The sequence below is a fragment of the Mycolicibacterium frederiksbergense genome (genome assembly GCF_012223425.1).
Lineage (GTDB): Bacteria > Actinomycetota > Actinomycetes > Mycobacteriales > Mycobacteriaceae > Mycobacterium > Mycobacterium frederiksbergense.
The window spans coordinates 1,376,804-1,393,203 of record NZ_CP038799.1 but is presented as its reverse complement, the minus strand read 5'-3'; the positions used below and the strand labels follow the sequence as shown (position 1 = coordinate 1,393,203).

Sequence of the window (16,400 nt, the reverse complement as noted above, 5' to 3'; positions counted from 1 at the left end):
GGTACCACCCAAGAATGTGTCTCGCATCACACTTATGCGAAGCTGTGCTCGATGGCGTCGCGGCTCAGTGTGGGGTCGCTACCCAGCACGTATGCCGGTTCGGTGTGCTCGCAGGTGGTGCCGTCCGCCACCCGGGCCTGGGCCTGGCGGAACTCCGGGGTGGCGCCTGCCGCGGTGTGCAGACCGTTGATGACCGACCAGACGGTGGCACGCCGGGCCGCCCGTTCGAGGGGATTCGGGTTGGTATGCCCGATCAGCTGCTTGGCCCACGTGGGCATGGTGTCGCGGATGGCCCAGTCCACCGCGGCCTGCGGCATCGGCAGGTTGGAGCCGGTGGCCATCGCCGCCCCGTGGGTGAGCGCCAGGCGCGGCAGATAGGAGTGCAGGCACTCCAGGGTCTCGGCCTTGGTGGTGGGCAGGTCGGTGCCGCCCAGGGCGTGCCCGACGCGGATGAACTCGCCGTAGTAGCGGTCGAGCTTCTTACCGCGCAACGGGTTCGGGTGATAGATCTCGTGCGCGGTCGCGATGCCCCACACCACGGTGGCGTAGTTCCAGCGCAGCCAGTCCGGATCGTCGGCGTCATAGACCGCGCCGTCGGGGCGGGTGCCCTTGATGGTGTGGTGCATCGAGCGCACGATCTTGGCCATCCGCTCGGCGGTCTCGGTGTTGCCGTACGCGGTGCCGATGAAGAAGGCGATGGAATGCCCGAGCCGCACCGCGGCGCCCTTGGGGTCGATGACCGGGATCGCGTTGCCCTGGTCATCGCGCTTCACCAACCGGGAATGGTGCATGCCCATCCAGTAGATGGACGGGTCGAGGCGCTCGATGTAGGCCGCGCACTGCAGCCCGAAGATCAGCGCCTCGGTGTGGGAGTGCACGTGCCAGACCGCGCTGCCCGGCCCGAACCAGCCAGGATCGCCCGCCGGTTCGGCGAACTCCATGCCGCGGAAGTAGTGCTTGCGGATGTCCTGGTCGAACTTGCGCTGCAGCATCTGCTCGAGCGCCTGGTGCGGCATGTCCACGCCGAGCCCCTTATCTGGTCACGTCTTTCTGGTCACATCTGTAGCCAGAATAGCCTTTGGCTACGGCCGTGACCAGAACTAGTCTGAGCGGATGACTCGGTGGGCTGGTGTCGCTCTGATCGACCGGCGCGCCGAGCGGCGCGGGCTCCTGATCGACGCTGCCTACGCGCTGTTCGGCGACGGCGGTGAGGCTGCGCTGACGGTGCGATCGGTCTGCCGGGCCTGCGGCTTGAACACCCGCTACTTCTACGAGAGCTTCGCCGACACCGACGAGCTGCTGGGTGCCGTGTTCGACAAGGTGTCCACCGAGCTCGCGGTCGAGGTGGACGCGGCGATCACGGCGGTCGGCGAGTCACCGACCGCGCGCACCCGGGCCGGGATGGCGGCGGTGCTCGGCTTCAGCTCCGCCGACCCGCGACGCGGGCGCGTGCTGTTCACCGATGCCCGCGCGAACCCGGTGCTGACCGCGCGCCGGGCGGCGCTGCAGGACGCGTTGCTCGCCGCGGTGCTGGAGGAGGGTTCACGACTGCACCCGGGCTCGGATCCGGTCGCGACGCGCATCGGCGCGGCGCTGTACACCGGGGCGATGGCCGAGCTGGCCCAGCAGTGGCTCTCCGGCGCCCTGGGCGATGACCTCGACGTCGTGGTGGATTCCGCGCTGGCCTTCTTCCGCTGACCCCCCCTTTTCTGCGGCGAAACTCGCGTACCCGGGGCTCGCGATGGGTCTTGAGGCCCGGGTACGCGAGTTTCGCCAACTTGAGTGGAGCCGATTTCGGCCCTGCTGCGTCCAACAAGACATGGCCATTCCCATTCTCGGAGCTGACGCGTTGGCCGGCGGCCTACTCACCCCGGACCAACTGCGCCACCGCTACAGGCCCGTCTTCCGCGGTGTCTACCTTCTGAAAGATCACCGGCCAACGCTGTTCGAACGGATCGCCGCGGCCCGTCTGGTGGTGCCGAAGGCCGTGATCGCCGGGCCCGCGGCGGCCGCGTTGCACGGCGCGAAGTGGATCGATGATGACGTGACCATCGACGTCGTCGGCCGCTGTCGGCCTCAGCCGGGCCTCAAGGGCCGGGAGGAGACCTTGCGGGCGTGCGAGTCGACGACGGTGCGTGGTATCCCCGTGACGACGACGGCCCGCACGGCGTTCGACATCGCCCGGCGGCTTCCGCGGGTCCCCGCGATCGCTCACCTGGACGCGCTGATGAACACGTCACCGTTTGCGGTCGAAGACGTCATGCTGTTGACCAAGGTGCACCCGCGTGCGCGCGGTCTGGTCAACCTTCGAGAGGTTCTGCCTCACGTCGATGGAGGCGCCGAGTCTCCCCAGGAGAGCTGGCTGCGCACGCTGTTCGTTGACGCCGGATTGCCCAGGCCGACTACGCAGTTCGTCGTGTACACCGCCGACGGCCGCTACATCAAGCGTCTCGACATGGTGTGGGAGAAATACAAGGTCGGTGTCGAGTACGACGGGGAACAGCATCTGACCGATCGCACGGTGTATGCCCGTGATGTGTGGGTCGGTCGGGAACTGCAACGGATGCAGTGGAACCTCATCCGCGTCGTCAAGGAAGACCGCGGCGCGCAGATCGTCGCGCACGCCAGCGCAGTGTTGCTCGCCCGCGGCTGGGATGGTCGTCCCTAGCGTGGCGAAACTCGCGTACCCGGGGTTGGTTGGGCCGTGAGAACCCCGGGTACGCGAGTTTCGCCACCAAACAGGGCGCGTCTAGGAAACGGCTTCCTTGCCCCACGGCGTCAGCCACGGGGACGGCTCCCAGTCCTCCAGACCGGCCAGCAGTTCATAGAGCGTCGCGCCGTCGATGCTCTCCCGGACGATGTCGCCCTGACCGGCGTGGCGGGCCAGCTCCTCGATCATGTGGAAGATCACCCAGCGCACCGACCACGCCGGTACGTCCTTCGGAAACCACGGCACGTGCTGCGGAATCGGCACGGCCGCACCGAGATCCGCTGTCTCGATCAGACGGATGGTCTCGGCGTTCTGCTCATCGAACTTCGCCAGGATCTGCGCCAGTGTCTCGTCCTCGCCCATGACGAACTCGTCGCCGTAGTCGGCGGCCTGCTCCTCCATCGGCCGCTTGTCACCCTCGGTCATGTCCGGGGCGGCCGCCACCCGTTCCATCCACCCGGCCTGGCACGACGTGACGTGCTTGATCAACCCGCCGATCGACAGCGAGCTGACCGACGGCGCGGAACGCGCCTGCTCATCGGTGAGCCCGAAGGCGATGGCGTGGAACGCGTACTGCTGGGCGGCGACGTACTCCTTGAGGCCGGCGCGCTCATCAGCGATCGGCGGGGGCATTGCGGGCATGTCAGTTCTCCTTCATATGGGTGTACAGATCTCGGAGCAGAGCGATTTCGGCGCCGTGATGGATGACTTCACGGTTGATGTGCAGCACCAGCACGGACATCGGTTCATCGGCGTACGGGCCCTCGGCCGGTCCGCACGGGCGGTTCAGATCGTCATCGGAGAGCGCACGCACCCCGGCCGTCCACCGCTGGTATTCGGTGTCCAGCTGGGTCAGCGCGGTCGCGGCGTCGGTGGCGTAGGGCCAGCTCTCGTAGTCCGCGGCTGGGCCGCCGAAATGCGAGTGGTTGCGCATCGCGAAGACGCCGATGATCACGTGGGCCAGCCGCCAGGCGATGGTGGTCAACGGGGTGGGCGTGGGCTCGGGATAGACGAAGTCGACGCCACCGTCGGGGTGCACGGTCCAGCAGTCGGGCACCGGCTGCCAGAAGTACTCGTCGTCGGAGAGGCCGTCCAGCCGGGGTCGCAGCTGGTGGGACCAGTGGAAATCCAGCTGGTCGGCGAGCAGGTCGGTGTTCATGAGATCACTCTGACACCTATCTAGGACAGGTTCTGTCCTAAAAGTTCGGCACACTGTGGACATGTCCGAAACCACCGCCCGCGTCCTGCAGCTTCTCGGCCTCCTGCAGTCCCGGCGGGTGTGGACCTCCGAGGAACTGGCCGAGCGCCTGGCGGTCACCACCCGCAGCGTGCGCCGTGATGTCGAACGGCTGCGTGACCTGGGGTATCCGGTGCACGCCAGCACGGGACACGGCGGGGGCTACCAGCTGGGCGCCGGCGCGGCGCTGCCACCGCTGCTGCTGGATCCCGAGGAGGCCGTGGCGATGGCGGTCTGCCTGCGGCTGGCCGCCGGCGGCAGCGTCGCCGGGGTGGGGGAGTCGGCGTTGCGCGCGCTGTCCAAGCTGGACCAGGTGATGCCGGCGCGGCTGCGTTCACAGGTGGCCGCCGTGCACGAGACCACGGTGACGCTGACCCCGACCAGCAAGGACGTGCCGGTGGACCCCGAGGTGCTGATGACCCTGGCCCGGGCCTGCCGCGACCACGAGCACGTCAACACCGGCTACACCGATATCCGGGGCAACGTCACCGCACGCCGGTTGGAGCCCTATCAGCTGGTCACCACCGGCCGGCGCTGGTACCTGCTGTCCTATGACCGCGACAAGCAGGACTGGCGCAGCCTGCGCCTGGACCGGATGGCCGACGTCCGGGCGCTGGGCAGCACCTTCACCCCCCGCGACGCCCCCGACGCGGCGCAGTACGTGCAGCGCGCCATCACCAGTTCGCCGTACCGGTATGTGGCGCGCGTGCGGTACTTCGCCGCACGTGATGTTGTGGCGCAGACCTTCTCGTCGGCGTCGGTGCACATCGAAGCGGACGGACCCGACACCTGCATCCTGACCACCGGTGCCGACGACCCGGACGTGATGGCGCTCTACCTGGCCATGCCGGGCTGTGAGTTCGAGGTGCTCGAGCCCGTCGAGGTGGCCGACGCGGTGCGAACCGCCGCCGAACGGCTCCGGAGGGCGGGCGCCCGAACGTAGGGTGCCAGGATGCGCGTCACGGGAGCGGAGTCGACGGACCTGTTCGTCGGACCACCCGACGCACCGGTGCAACTGGTTCGTATCACCTACACCGACTGCGCGGCGCCCACCCCGGTGCGGGTGACCGGCACCGGCATCGAGGGCGAGGCCGTCGCCCGCCCGGATGCGACCACGGTCGAAGTGCCGATGACTGTCACCGATCCCGAGCCCGGCCGGCGACGCGAGGCGGCCATCGGCAACACGGCCTTCACGTTCACCGACGCCGAACCCGGCTGGACGATGCACATGATCAGCCACTTCCACTACGACCCGGTGTGGTGGAACACCCAGGCCGCCTACACCAGTGTCTGGACCGAGGACCCGCCCGGCGCCTGCCGGCAGACCAACGCGTTCGACCTCGTCACCGCCCACCTGGAAATGGCGCGCCGCGACCCCGACTACAAGTTCGTGCTCGCCGAGGTCGACTACCTCAAACCGTTCTGGGACACCCACCCCGAGGAACGCGCCGACCTGCGCCGGCTGATCGGCGAGGGCCGCATCGAGATCATGGGCGGCACCTACAACGAGCCCAACACCAACCTCACCAGCCCCGAGACGGCGATCCGGAACTTTGTGCACGGCATCGGATTTCAGCGAGATGTACTGGGTGGCGACCCGGCCACCGCCTGGCAGCTCGACGTGTTCGGGCACGACCCGCAGTTTCCCGGGATGGCCGCCGACGCGGGCCTGACCTCCAGCTCGTGGGCGCGCGGGCCGCACCACCAATGGGGCCCGATGGCCGGTGACGGCGACCCGACGCGCATGCAGTTCGCCAGCGAGTTCGAGTGGACGGCACCGTCGGGCCGGGGACTGTTGACGCATTACATGCCCGCGCACTACGCGGGCGGCTGGTGGATGGATTCGGCGGCGTCGCTGGCCGACGCGGAGGCCGAGACCTACAAGCTGTTCGCCGGGCTGAAGCAGGTGGCGCTGACGCGTAACGTGCTGCTGCCCGTGGGCACCGACTACACCCCACCCAACAAGTGGGTCACCGAGATTCACCGCGACTGGAACAGCCGCTACACCTGGCCGCGGTTCGTCTGCGCGCTGCCCAAGGAGTTCTTCGCCGCGGTGCGCACCGAACTGGACACCCGCGGGGCCCGGGCGTCGGTGCAGACCCGCGACATGAACCCGATCTACACCGGCAAGGATGTCTCCTACATCGACACCAAGCAGGCCAACCGGGCCGCCGAGAACGCGGTGCTGGAAGCCGAACGGTTCGCCGTGTTCGCCGGATTGCTCGGCGGCGCAACCTATCCGCAGGCGGCGCTGGCCAAGGCCTGGGTCCAGCTGGCCTACGGCGCCCACCATGACGCCATCACCGGCTCGGAATCCGACCAGGTGTACCTCGACCTGCTGACGGGCTGGCGCGACGCGTGGGAGATCGGGCGCACCGCCCGCGACAATGCGCTGCGCCTGCTCACCGGTGCAGTGGATTCCGCTGTGGTGGTGTGGAATCCGTTGGCGCACGGCCGCACCGACATGGTGACCGCACACCTGGACGAACCCTTCTCCGGTGTGGTGCGCGATATGAACGGCACCGCGCTGCCCACGCTGATCGAGGACCACACCGTCACGTGGCGGGTCGACGATATCGGTTCGCTGGGCTGGGAGGGCTACCAGTGGGACGACGATACCGACGGCTCACGCTGGCAGCAGATCGACGGCGCGACCATCGCGAACGCGCATTACACGCTGACCGTCGACCCGGCCCGCGGCGGCGGGGTCAGCTCCCTGGTCGCCGACGGTCGCGAGCTCATCGCCGACGGCCGGGTCGGCAACGAACTGGCCGTCTACGACGAGTATCCGGCGCACCCGCAGGCCGGCGAGGGGCCCTGGCATCTGCTGCCCAAGGGGCCGGTGATCGGCTCATCGGAGTTCCCGGCGACGGTGCAGGCCCACCGCAGCGCGCTGGGACAGCGGCTGGTGATCACCGGGCGGATCGCCGACGTGTTGCGCTACACCCAGACCCTCACCCTGTGGGACGGCGTCGACCGCGTCGAATGCCGCACCACCATCGACGAATTCACCGGTGCCGACAAGCTGCTGCGGCTGCGCTGGCCGTGCCCGGTACCCGGTGCCATGCCGGTCAGCGAGGTCGGTGACGCCGTCATCGGACGCGGCTTTGGGTTGCTGCACCGGCACGGGTCACCGGACGCCGTGGACTCGGCGGAACACCCGCACACCCTGGACAACCCGGCGTACGGCTGGTTCGGGCTGTCCTCGATGCTGCGCGTGCGGATCGGTGCCGGGGTGCGCGCGGTCTCGGTAGCCGAGGTTGTCATCCCCGACGCATCGTTCGACGAGCGCGCCCTGATGGTCGCGCTGGTGCGCGCCGGGGTCACCGCCACCTGCAGCGTCGCCGGGCACCCGCGCTACGGCGACCTCGCGGTGGACTCGAACCTGCCCGATGCGCGCATCGTGATCGGCCATCCCGACGAGAATGATTTTGCCGCAACGGTATTGGATACCGCACCGGAGTACCGCGCCGAACTGGACCGCCAGATCGGCGCCACCGGCGCCGCACGGGTATGGGTACCCGCGGCGGCCACCCTGGCCCACGAGTGGGTTCCCGGCGCCGATCTGAAGGGGTCGCGGGCGCTGCCGGTACTCATCGTCGTCGGCGGTGTCGAGGCACTCATCGACGAGATCGGTGATGCGGAGATCTCGGTGCGTCAGCACCCCGATGGCGGCGTGGAACCGTTCGAGCCGGCCACGGTGGCGCTGCTGAACAGGGGGGTGCCCGGCTTCGCCGTGGAACCCGACGGCACCTTGCACACCTCGCTGATGCGGTCCTGTACCGGGTGGCCGTCGGGCACCTGGATCGACCCGCCGCGGCGCACCGCACCCGATGGCTCCAACTTCGCGCTCCAGCACTGGACGCACACCTTCGACTACGCCATCGTCGCCGACGAGGGCGACTGGCGCGACAGCGAGATCCCCAGTCGCAGTGCCGCATTCTCGCACCCGCTGCTCGCAGTGCTCAATCGGCGGGCCGGTACCGACGGGCTGCCCTCGCACGGGGCGCTGCTCGATGTCGACTCCGAAGGTGGGGGAGTGCAACTCGGTGCGCTCAAGGCCGCGGGCAACCCCATCGCGGCGGGCAGCGTCGACACCGTCGACCCCGCCACGGTGGCCCTGCGCATCGTCGAAACACACGGGCGTACCACGCAATTCGTGGTCCGCTCCGGCCTGAGCGCGGTTGCCCCGCTGGTCCCGGCCGATCTGCTGGAACGCCGGCTGGACCGCAGCGCCGGATTCACCCTGCACGGCTATCAGATCGCCACCATGCTGACCCACCTGGATGCGGTGAAGATCCTCAACGCCGACAATGAGCAGCTCGCACCGGAAGCCGAAGCGGCACAACCGCTGTACGCCCGCTACTGGCTGCACAACCGCGGCCCCGCGCCGCTGGGCGGGCTGCCCGCCGTCGCCCACCTGCATCCGCACCAACTGCAGGCCGAAGCCGGCGAGCAGGTGCGCCTGCGGCTCACCGTGGCCAGCGACTGCACCGATGCCCCGGTCCACGGTCTGGTCAGGCTGATCTGCCCGCCCGGCTGGAACGCCGCGACCGCGGAGCTGCCGTTCGTGCTGCCGCCGGGGGACTACCTGGACACCGACGCCACCGTCGCGATACCGGCCGGGCAGCCGCCGGGGCTGTATCCGATCCGGGTCGAACTGGCCCTCAACGGGCGCGGCGGGCTGCCGCCGTCCTGGCGCCAGGTCGTCGAGGATGTCTGCACCGTCCGGGTGGGGGATGCCGAGCATGCCGAGATACTGCGGCTGGTGGCCGGCCCGTCCGAGGTGCGGGTGCGCGCGGGCCAGACGGCTCGCCTCGGTGTCACCGTCGGCACCGATGCCCGCGCCGACCTGGCCGCCGAAGCCCACCTGATCAGCCCGTGGGGGACCTGGGAGTGGTTGGGCCCGGCGGCAACCGGGGCCGACCTGCCCGCCGGCGGGACCGCGCGGATCGACTTCGACGTCGCGCCGCCGCCGTGGGTGCAGCCGGGAACGTGGTGGGCGCTGATCCGGGTGGCCTGCGCCGGGAAGCTCGTCTACTCGCCGGCGGTGCCGGTGGTGGTCACGTGACGGCGGCACTGGTGGCCGGCCAGGTGGTGACCGTCGCCGAGATCGACGAACGGGAACGCGTGCTGCGGGCCGGCAACATGGCCTCGGCACTGCCGCGCCCGGGCACCAGCGAGGGCCGTCAGCTGCGGCGCTGGCTCACCCAGTTGGTGACCGCGGAGCGGGTGGTGGCGCTGGAAAATGTTGGTGCCGAACATGTTCCGGATATCGAGGACGTGCTTCCGGACATGGCTGCGCGGCTGGAGATCGGCAGCATCGCCGCGGCGGTCCTGGCCACCGAGGCGGGCCGGGCCGCGTTCGCCCGCGTCACCGCGGGGGTGGGCGTCACCGATATCGACATCGTCGCCTATCACCGCCGCAACCCCGGCCGGTTCGCAGCGCGCCGGACCGGCGTCGTGGACTTCGCTCGGGCCCGGCCGCTGATCGCCGCGCACCTCGGGGCCGCGGCGCGGCGCCGGGCCTTCCGGCTGTGGCTCGACGCGCGGTGCGCCGCACTCGTCGAGCTCGCACCCGGCTACGAGCATCCCGGTGATCCACGCCAGCCCGACAACACCCACAAGCACTGATGAGCACCGTCCTCGCGCTCGACATCGGCGGCACCAAGATCGCCGTGGGCATCGTCGACGCTGAGGGCACCGTGCTGCAGCGGTTCCAGCTGCCCACCCCGCGGGACTCCGCCGAAGCCGCCTGGCGGGTGACCGCGGACCTGATCGGGCAGGCACGGTCGGTGGGCCCGGTGCGGGCGGTGGGCATCGCGTCGGCCGGGCCGGTGGCGCTTCATGCGGGCACCATCAGCCCGGTCAATATCGCTGTGTGGCGGGACTTTCCGATTGTCGCGCGGGTCGCGGAGCTGACCGGCCTGCCGGTGCGGCTCGGCGGTGACGGGCTGTGCATGGCGCTCGGCGAACACTGGCGCGGCGCCGGCCGGGGAGCGCAGTTCCTGCTCGGCATGGTGGTGTCCACCGGGATCGGCGGCGGACTGGTGCTCGACGGCGTCCCCTACGACGGGCGCACCGGCAACGCGGGGCACGTCGGTCACATGGTCGCCGACGCCGACGGAGAGCCCTGCGTGTGCGGCGGGCACGGCTGCGTGGAGACGCTCGCCTCGGGTCCGCGGATGACGCGGTGGGCGCAGCAGCAGGGCTGGACCGGTGCGGACGCCAAGGACCTGGCGGCGTCGGCCACGGCCGGCGATGCGGTCGCGCTGGCGGCATTCCGGCGGGGGACCAGGGCGCTGGCCGCGGTGATCGCCTCGACGGCGGCGGTCTGCGATCTCGATCTGGTGGTGATCGGCGGCGGGGTCGCCAACGCCGGCGACGTGTTGTTCGGCCCGCTGCGGGAGGCGCTGACGCGCCACACCGGGTTGTCGTTCATCCGCGATCTGCGGGTGGTGCCCGCCGACCTCGGGGGCGACGCCGGACTCGTCGGCGCCGCCGCCCTGGTGCGGTGACCTACTTGGCGATGCGGATGAGCTTCTTGTTCACGAACTCGTCGATGCCGAAGCGGCCGAGTTCGCGGCCGAAACCGGAACGCTTCACGCCGCCGAAGGGCAGTTCCGCGCCCTCGGCGCCGACGGCGTTGACGAACACCATGCCGGCCTCGATCCTGTCGGCGACGCGCTTGGCCTGCTCGGGGTCGGTGGTGAAGACGTAGGAGCCCAGCCCGAACGGGGTGTCGTTGGCCAGCTCGACCGCGGCGTCCTCGTCGGGAACCTTGTAGACGGTGGCCACCGGTCCGAAGAGTTCCTCCTTGGCCGCCGGCGAATCCGGGGACAACCCGGTCAGCACCCCGGGCGGGAAGAACGCCCCGTTGCGCTCGCCTTCGGAGGTCAGCGCGGCACCGGCGGCCACGGCACGCTGGACCTGCTCCTCGAGCCGCTCGGCGGCGGCCACCGAGGACAGTGGCGCCAGCCCGTCGGCCTTGGCCAGCACCTTGGCGGTGAACTTGTCGAGGAACTCGTCATAGACGCCCTCGGCGACGATGATCCGCTTGGCCGCGTTGCAGGCCTGCCCGGTGTTCTCGAAGCGCCCGTCCACGGCCGCCTCGATGGTGGCGTCCAGGTCGTCGGAGGACAGCAGGATGAACGGGTCGGAGCCGCCGAGTTCCAGGACGACCTTCTTCAGGTTGCGTCCGGCGATCTCGGCGACCGCGGCGCCGGCGCGCTCGGAACCGGTCAGCGACACCCCCTGGATGCGGGGGTCGGCGATGGCGTCGGCGATCTGCTCATTGGTGGCGTAGACGTTGACGTAGGCGCCCTCGGGATAGCCGGCGTCGGTGAAGATCTGCTGCAGGGCCGCCGCGGATTCGGGGCACTGCGGCGCGTGTTTGAGCACGATGGTGTTGCCCAGCACCAGGTTCGGGCCGGCGAAGCGGGCCACCTGGTAGTAGGGGTAGTTCCACGGCATGATGCCCAGCAGCACCCCGACCGGGCCGCGCCGGATCAGTGCGCTGCCCTCACCGTCGAGCAGGTCGATGGGCTCATCGGCGAGGAACTTCTCGGCGTTGTCGGCGTAGAACTCATAGATCGAGGCGCTGAACTCGACCTCGCCGACCGACTGGTCCAGCGGCTTGCCCATCTCGCGCTGGATGATCTTGGCCAGCTCGTCCTTGCGCTCGTTGTGCAGGGCGGCGACCTTGCGGATCAACTCGGCGCGCTGGGCGACCGTGGTGGTCTTCGACCACTCCTTGAACGCGGTGGCCGCCGCCGACACCGCCGCCTCGATCTGGTCGTCGGTCGCGGTGGGATATTCCTTCACCACATCGCCGGTCGCCGGATCAACTACCGCGTACAGACTCATCGATTTCGCTCCTCAACCAAGGTCAGTGGGTGTCACCGTCGAACCTACGCGGTTCCGCGCGCGCCGCCTCGTTTTGGCCGATCGGGCTGCGGCAGGCTATTCTTTCCCGGTTCCACCGAAGACCGTCGGTCACCGAGTAATCGGTTGAAGGTCCCGGATCACCCGGGCGGCCCACGCAGGAGGACGAGGTAGAGCATTCTTGCGCGCCCCGACCTGTCTGTGTCGGGGCGTTCGTGTTTTCTCGGCCCTTTGCCCCCGATGGTTGGTGGACGTCCCAACCATTACGAGGAGGCAAGCATGGCCAAGGCTGAAAAGGCCACCGCGGTCGCCGACATCGCCGAGAAGTTCAAGGAGGCGACGGCCACCGTCGTCACCGAGTACCGCGGCCTGAAGGTGTCCAACCTTGCCGAGCTGCGCAGGTCGCTGGGTGACGATGTGACCTACACCGTCGCCAAGAACACCCTGGTGAAGCGTGCAGCGGCCGAGGCCGGCGTGGAGGGTCTCGACGACCTGTTCACCGGTCCGACCGCCATCGCGTTCATCAGCGGTGAGCCCGTCGACGCCGCCAAGGCGATCAAGAAGTTCGCCAAGGACAACAAGGCGTTGGTCGTCAAGGGCGGCTACATGGACGGCCGCGCGCTGTCCGTGGGCGAAGTCGAACGCATCGCCGATCTGGAATCGCGTGAGGTCCTGCTGTCCAAGCTGGCCGGCGCGATGAAGGCGAAGCAGTCCCAGGCCGCAGCGCTGTTCGTGGCGCCCGCGTCGCAGATCGCCCGCCTGGCTGCAGCTCTGCAAGAGAAGAAGGCCGGCTCGGAAAACACCGACGCCGCATAAGCAACCCACCACCCATAAGAGATAAGGAATCACCATGGCAAAGCTGTCCACCGACGAACTGCTCGACGCGTTCAAGGAAATGACCCTGCTCGAGCTCTCTGAGTTCGTGAAGCAGTTCGAAGAGACCTTCGACGTCACCGCCGCCGCTCCCGTCGCCGTTGCCGCCGGCCCCGCCGCCGGTGGCGCGCCTGCCGAGGCCGCCGAAGAGCAGAGCGAATTCGACGTCATCCTGGAAGGTGCCGGCGAGAAGAAGATCGGCGTCATCAAGGTCGTCCGCGAGATCGTTTCCGGCCTGGGCCTCAAGGAAGCCAAGGACCTCGTCGACAGCGCTCCCAAGCCGCTGCTGGAGAAGGTCAACAAGGAGGCCGCTGAGGACGCCAAGGCCAAGCTCGAGGCTGCCGGCGCATCGGTCACCGTCAAGTAGTTCTCTGCGCATTGTGGGCCGGGTCGAATTCGACCCGGCCCACAGTCGTCTGCGGGGCATCCGGTGTGCGGTTCGTCGTTGCTGAAAATCTGTGTAGGTTACAGTGACTCAAGCCACAGGCGGGTGCAGCAGGTGGCGCGGTGGTGCTGTGAGCGGAAGGAACCTGTATGGGCGTCCAAATCGACGTGACCGGACTGAGTAAGTCGTTCGGGTCGTCGAAGATCTGGGAAGACGTCACGTTGACGGTTCCCGAGGGTGAAGTCAGTGTGTTGCTGGGCCCGTCGGGTACCGGTAAGTCGGTGTTCTTGAAGTCGCTGATCGGCCTGTTGCGGCCTGAGCGCGGCTCGATCGTCATCGACGGCACCGACATCCTGGAGTGCTCGGCCAAGGAGCTCTACGAGATCCGCACCCTGTTCGGTGTGCTGTTCCAGGACGGTGCCCTGTTCGGGTCGATGAACATCTACGACAACACGGCCTTCCCGCTGCGCGAGCACACCAAGAAGTCCGAGTCCGAGATCCGCAACATCGTGATGGAAAAGCTCGAGCTCGTGGGTATGCCCAATGACGGGCACAAGTTCCCCGGTGAGATCTCCGGCGGTATGCGCAAGCGTGCCGGTCTGGCCCGCGCCCTGGTGCTGGATCCGAAGATCATCCTGTGCGATGAGCCGGACTCCGGTCTGGATCCGGTGCGTACCGCGTATCTGTCGCAGTTGTTGATCGATATCAACGCCCAGATCGATGCGACCGTGCTGATCGTGACGCACAACATCAACATCGCCCGGACGGTGCCGGACAACATCGGCATGCTGTTCCGCAAGAAGCTGGTCATGTTCGGGCCCCGCGAGGTGCTGCTGACCAGCGAAGAGCCCGTCGTGAAGCAGTTCCTCAATGGTCGGCGTATCGGGCCGATCGGTATGTCGGAGGAGAAGGACGAGGCCACCGCCGCGGCCGAGCAGGCCATGATGGAGGCCGGTCAGCATGACGGTGGTGTCGAGGAGATCGAGGGTGTGCCGCCGCAGTTGATGGCCACTCCCGGTATGCCCGAGCGTAAGGCTGTGGGTCGTCGGCAGGCCCGGGTGCGCGAGATCCTGCACACCCTGCCCCCGGCCGCCCAGGAAGCCATCCGCGATGACCTGGAGGGCACGCACAAGTACCAGGCGCATGAGCCCGGTCACGTCTCGCGCCCGCACCACGAGGATGACACCCCGACGACGTCCATCCCCGTCGCCAAGGAATAGCACTTCCAGCCCGCGAGAAACCGCCCGAGCCTCGGCTCGGGCGGTTTTTTGTTGCCTGCGGGCTGCCGAGCGATCGCAATGTCGCTCCGACAGCGCCGCCGTGCCCATATATCCATGGCGGCGCCGACAGGGTGACATTGCGTAGCCGTCCGGCGCGACCCCAGGTGGTTTACACGATCTGGCTGCACTGTCACGCGGCAGATTGCCGAATCCACGTATCGTCGCTCGCGACCGCAGCTAGCATCTGCCAGCGGGGGAGGTCGACATGGGGATTTCGATTTCACGGTGGATCGGTGCGGGGGTACTGGCGTTCGGGGTGGTGATTGCGCCGACGGCATTGCTGGGCCCAGCCGCAATTGCCCACGCCGACACCGATACCGGCGAGCCGAGTTCTGCCGAACCGCGGGACGCAAAAAGCCCGGACGCCGCGAAACCCGATGTCGAGGGGCCGTCCCACAACGACGACAGACCGACCCCCGACGAGGAAACGGCCGAGCGGACCGAAGCCGAACCGGAAGCCGGCCGCGACGTGAAGAAGAGACCCACTCTGCGGACCGTGGACCGGGTGCGCGATCACGAACCCGGCGCCGGCCGTCTGGCCGCCCAGGCGCCCGAGCCGGCGGAGCCGGTCGAGCAGGCCGCGGTGCCCGAGCGTGTCACCGCGACGTCGCGACCGATCGAGCACCGGGTGGCGCGCACATCGGTCGCGCAGGTGGTGGCCGCGACATCGCGGGTCACCGTGGCCGAGGCGCCCGAGGCCGCTGCTGCAGCCGCCCAACCGGCACCCACCGCGGCCGCCGCCACGGCTCGACCGAACCTGATCAATATCGTCGGCACGGCCTTCTTCAACCTCTTCGACCGGGTCGTCAAGTTCTTCGAAGGCCCGCCGGTGGTGCCGCCCGGCCGGGCGGTGCGACTGGCCCGCACACCGCTTGAGCTCGACTGCGGGAACGGCTACACCGTCGACGCCGACTGGTACTTCCCGACCGAAACCGAGCCCGACAAGATCATCTATCTGCAGCACGGCGCCTTCGCCCGCGCCGGGTTGTACAACGTCACCGCGTCCGACCTGGCGGTGCGCAACAACGCCATCGTCGTCGCGCCGTCGATCACGTCGAACTTCTTCGCCTGCGACGGGTGCTCGATGGGGGGCGACCAGATGCACGCCGCCGTCGCCGACCTGTTCATCGGCGACCGCGCAGCCCTGACGGCCAGCGCACTCGCGGCGGGCTGGGACGCACCGCTACCGCAGCGGTTCGTCATCTCCGGGCATTCGGGTGGCGGTCAGCTGGCGGGCGGAGCGGCGGGCTACTACGCGGTCCGGGCTCCCGCCGATGAGGTGTACAACTTGGCCGGGGTGCTGTTGCTGGACACGTCGGCACTGGGCGGCGCGGTCGAGCGTGGGATCGCCAGAATCCCGCTCGACATCCCGGTGCATCACATCGCCGCATCCCCGGCGCTGCTGAACACCTACGGCGATCTGAACCCGGTGCTGGCCCAGCTCCGTGCCGGCTTCGTCGGCGTCCAGTTGATCGGTGGCACCCACAACGACGCGTGGCGGACCACGAACGGGCTGGCCCAGTTCGTGGGTGGGCTCGGCGGCGGATTCTCGCAGGCCCGCAATGTCGACGCCGTCCAGGAGTTGGCGCAGGCCTGGATCTCCGATTGGTTCAACGGCACCCACACCGACGCGTACTACGGCGAGCGGGGCGAGACCATCACCATCGAGACCCCGGCGGGGCAGGCCCAGGCGTACGTGATCCCCGGGCCGGCGCCGCGGCTGAACTTCTTCGACCGCATCCTGCTGACCATGATGCAGTCGACGGTGATCTTCGGTCAGTTCACCGGTAACTGTGCCGCGGACCCCGCGGTGACCCCGAATAGCGCTGGATCACTGCTCGTGGACGGAAAATCCACAGCCGACACGGCTCTATCTCTTGACGGAAGGCGGCAAACGGGCCAGTCTGTTTTTCAGCAATGTAGGAGGGGTTGAACAAGATCGAGTCGCCAGCCAGCGCCCGGTTCACCTCCCACATGCGGTGGTTGAGGAATGCGCCGTCTTGCGCTAGTATCGGACGTTGCGCTGGCTGC

Annotated in this window: 14 protein-coding genes; 10 read left to right on the top strand and 4 right to left on the bottom strand. The window is 68.7% G+C overall.

Annotation, left to right across the window (positions count from 1 at the left end; all coding sequences use genetic code 11):
* Positions 1 to 32: 32 nt before the first annotated feature.
* Positions 33 to 1,022: an oxygenase MpaB family protein gene (locus EXE63_RS09695; protein ID WP_168141771.1), complete on the bottom strand. Its 990-nt coding sequence runs from the start codon at positions 1,020 to 1,022 to the stop codon at positions 33 to 35.
* A 91-nt stretch (positions 1,023 to 1,113) separates the two neighbouring features.
* Between EXE63_RS09695 and EXE63_RS09690 the strand changes: the two genes are divergently transcribed.
* Entirely contained in the window at positions 1,114 to 1,698 is a 585-nt protein-coding gene (locus EXE63_RS09690; RefSeq protein WP_168141770.1) for a TetR/AcrR family transcriptional regulator, read from the top strand.
* Positions 1,699 to 1,819: 121 nt separating this feature from the next.
* Positions 1,820 to 2,668 (top strand): type IV toxin-antitoxin system AbiEi family antitoxin, encoded by an 849-nt coding sequence (locus EXE63_RS09685; protein WP_168141769.1) that lies wholly within the window; start codon positions 1,820 to 1,822, stop codon positions 2,666 to 2,668.
* Positions 2,669 to 2,749: 81 nt separating this feature from the next.
* Here EXE63_RS09685 and EXE63_RS09680 read toward each other — a convergent pair whose 3' ends face one another.
* Entirely contained in the window at positions 2,750 to 3,352 is a 603-nt protein-coding gene (locus tag EXE63_RS09680; protein ID WP_168141768.1) for a DinB family protein, read from the bottom strand.
* Between the two features lies 1 nt (position 3,353).
* A complete protein-coding gene (locus EXE63_RS09675; protein WP_168141767.1) occupies positions 3,354 to 3,869 on the bottom strand; it encodes a DinB family protein in 516 nt (171 codons plus the stop codon).
* 61 nt (positions 3,870 to 3,930) lie between these two features.
* On the opposite strand from EXE63_RS09675, the gene EXE63_RS09670 reads away from it, so the two are divergent.
* The 4 genes from EXE63_RS09670 to EXE63_RS09655 are packed head-to-tail and all read left to right on the top strand — an operon-like array spanning position 3,931 to position 10,465.
* Positions 3,931 to 4,890, top strand: coding sequence for a helix-turn-helix transcriptional regulator (locus tag EXE63_RS09670; protein ID WP_168141766.1), 960 nt, complete (start codon positions 3,931 to 3,933; stop codon positions 4,888 to 4,890).
* A 9-nt stretch (positions 4,891 to 4,899) separates the two neighbouring features.
* Entirely contained in the window at positions 4,900 to 9,018 is a 4,119-nt protein-coding gene (locus EXE63_RS09665; protein WP_168141765.1) for a glycoside hydrolase family 38 N-terminal domain-containing protein, read from the top strand.
* Positions 9,015 to 9,581 carry a DUF7158 domain-containing protein gene (locus EXE63_RS09660; RefSeq protein WP_168141764.1) on the top strand — a complete coding sequence of 189 codons (567 nt, stop codon included), beginning with the start codon at positions 9,015 to 9,017 and terminating at the stop codon, positions 9,579 to 9,581. Before EXE63_RS09665 ends, EXE63_RS09660 begins: the two co-directional genes overlap by 4 nt.
* Complete coding sequence (locus tag EXE63_RS09655; protein ID WP_168141763.1) at positions 9,581 to 10,465, top strand: ROK family protein; 885 nt, start codon at positions 9,581 to 9,583, stop codon at positions 10,463 to 10,465. The genes EXE63_RS09660 and EXE63_RS09655 overlap by 1 nt, the downstream gene beginning before the upstream one ends.
* Before the next feature lies 1 nt (position 10,466).
* Here the strand turns inward: EXE63_RS09655 and EXE63_RS09650 are convergent, their stop codons facing one another.
* Positions 10,467 to 11,813: an NAD-dependent succinate-semialdehyde dehydrogenase gene (locus EXE63_RS09650; RefSeq protein ID WP_168141762.1), complete on the bottom strand. Its 1,347-nt coding sequence runs from the start codon at positions 11,811 to 11,813 to the stop codon at positions 10,467 to 10,469.
* Positions 11,814 to 12,110: 297 nt separating this feature from the next.
* Between EXE63_RS09650 and rplJ the strand changes: the two genes are divergently transcribed.
* The 4 genes from rplJ (at position 12,111) to EXE63_RS09630 (ending at position 16,302) form a co-directional block, all read left to right on the top strand.
* Entirely contained in the window at positions 12,111 to 12,647 is a 537-nt protein-coding gene (rplJ, locus tag EXE63_RS09645) for a 50S ribosomal protein L10 (protein WP_168141761.1), read from the top strand.
* A gap of 34 nt (positions 12,648 to 12,681) precedes the next feature.
* Positions 12,682 to 13,071, top strand: a complete 390-nt coding sequence (rplL, locus tag EXE63_RS09640) for a 50S ribosomal protein L7/L12 (RefSeq protein WP_105364158.1) — start codon at positions 12,682 to 12,684, stop codon at positions 13,069 to 13,071.
* 167 nt (positions 13,072 to 13,238) lie between these two features.
* Positions 13,239 to 14,309, top strand: a complete 1,071-nt coding sequence (locus tag EXE63_RS09635; protein WP_168141760.1) for an ABC transporter ATP-binding protein — start codon at positions 13,239 to 13,241, stop codon at positions 14,307 to 14,309.
* Between the two features lie 265 nt (positions 14,310 to 14,574).
* A complete protein-coding gene (locus tag EXE63_RS09630) occupies positions 14,575 to 16,302 on the top strand; it encodes a hypothetical protein (protein WP_168141759.1) in 1,728 nt (575 codons plus the stop codon).
* Positions 16,303 to 16,400 lie beyond the last annotated feature (98 nt).

Bases quoted from the DNA above. Each gene is read 5' to 3' on its own strand.
- EXE63_RS09690 (WP_168141770.1), top strand. From the start codon at position 1,114: ATGACTCGGTGGGCTGGTGTCGCTCTGATCGACCGGCGCGCCGAGCGG.
- EXE63_RS09685 (WP_168141769.1), top strand. From the start codon at position 1,820: ATGGCCATTCCCATTCTCGGAGCTGACGCGTTGGCCGGCGGCCTACTC.
- EXE63_RS09680 (WP_168141768.1), bottom strand. From the start codon at position 3,352: ATGCCCGCAATGCCCCCGCCGATCGCTGATGAGCGCGCCGGCCTCAAG.
- EXE63_RS09675 (WP_168141767.1), bottom strand. From the start codon at position 3,869: ATGAACACCGACCTGCTCGCCGACCAGCTGGATTTCCACTGGTCCCAC.
- EXE63_RS09670 (WP_168141766.1), top strand. From the start codon at position 3,931: ATGTCCGAAACCACCGCCCGCGTCCTGCAGCTTCTCGGCCTCCTGCAG.
- EXE63_RS09665 (WP_168141765.1), top strand. From the start codon at position 4,900: ATGCGCGTCACGGGAGCGGAGTCGACGGACCTGTTCGTCGGACCACCC.
- EXE63_RS09655 (WP_168141763.1), top strand. From the start codon at position 9,581: ATGAGCACCGTCCTCGCGCTCGACATCGGCGGCACCAAGATCGCCGTG.
- EXE63_RS09650 (WP_168141762.1), bottom strand. From the start codon at position 11,813: ATGAGTCTGTACGCGGTAGTTGATCCGGCGACCGGCGATGTGGTGAAG.
- rplJ (WP_168141761.1), top strand. From the start codon at position 12,111: ATGGCCAAGGCTGAAAAGGCCACCGCGGTCGCCGACATCGCCGAGAAG.
- rplL (WP_105364158.1), top strand. From the start codon at position 12,682: ATGGCAAAGCTGTCCACCGACGAACTGCTCGACGCGTTCAAGGAAATG.
- EXE63_RS09635 (WP_168141760.1), top strand. From the start codon at position 13,239: ATGGGCGTCCAAATCGACGTGACCGGACTGAGTAAGTCGTTCGGGTCG.
- EXE63_RS09630 (WP_168141759.1), top strand. From the start codon at position 14,575: ATGGGGATTTCGATTTCACGGTGGATCGGTGCGGGGGTACTGGCGTTC.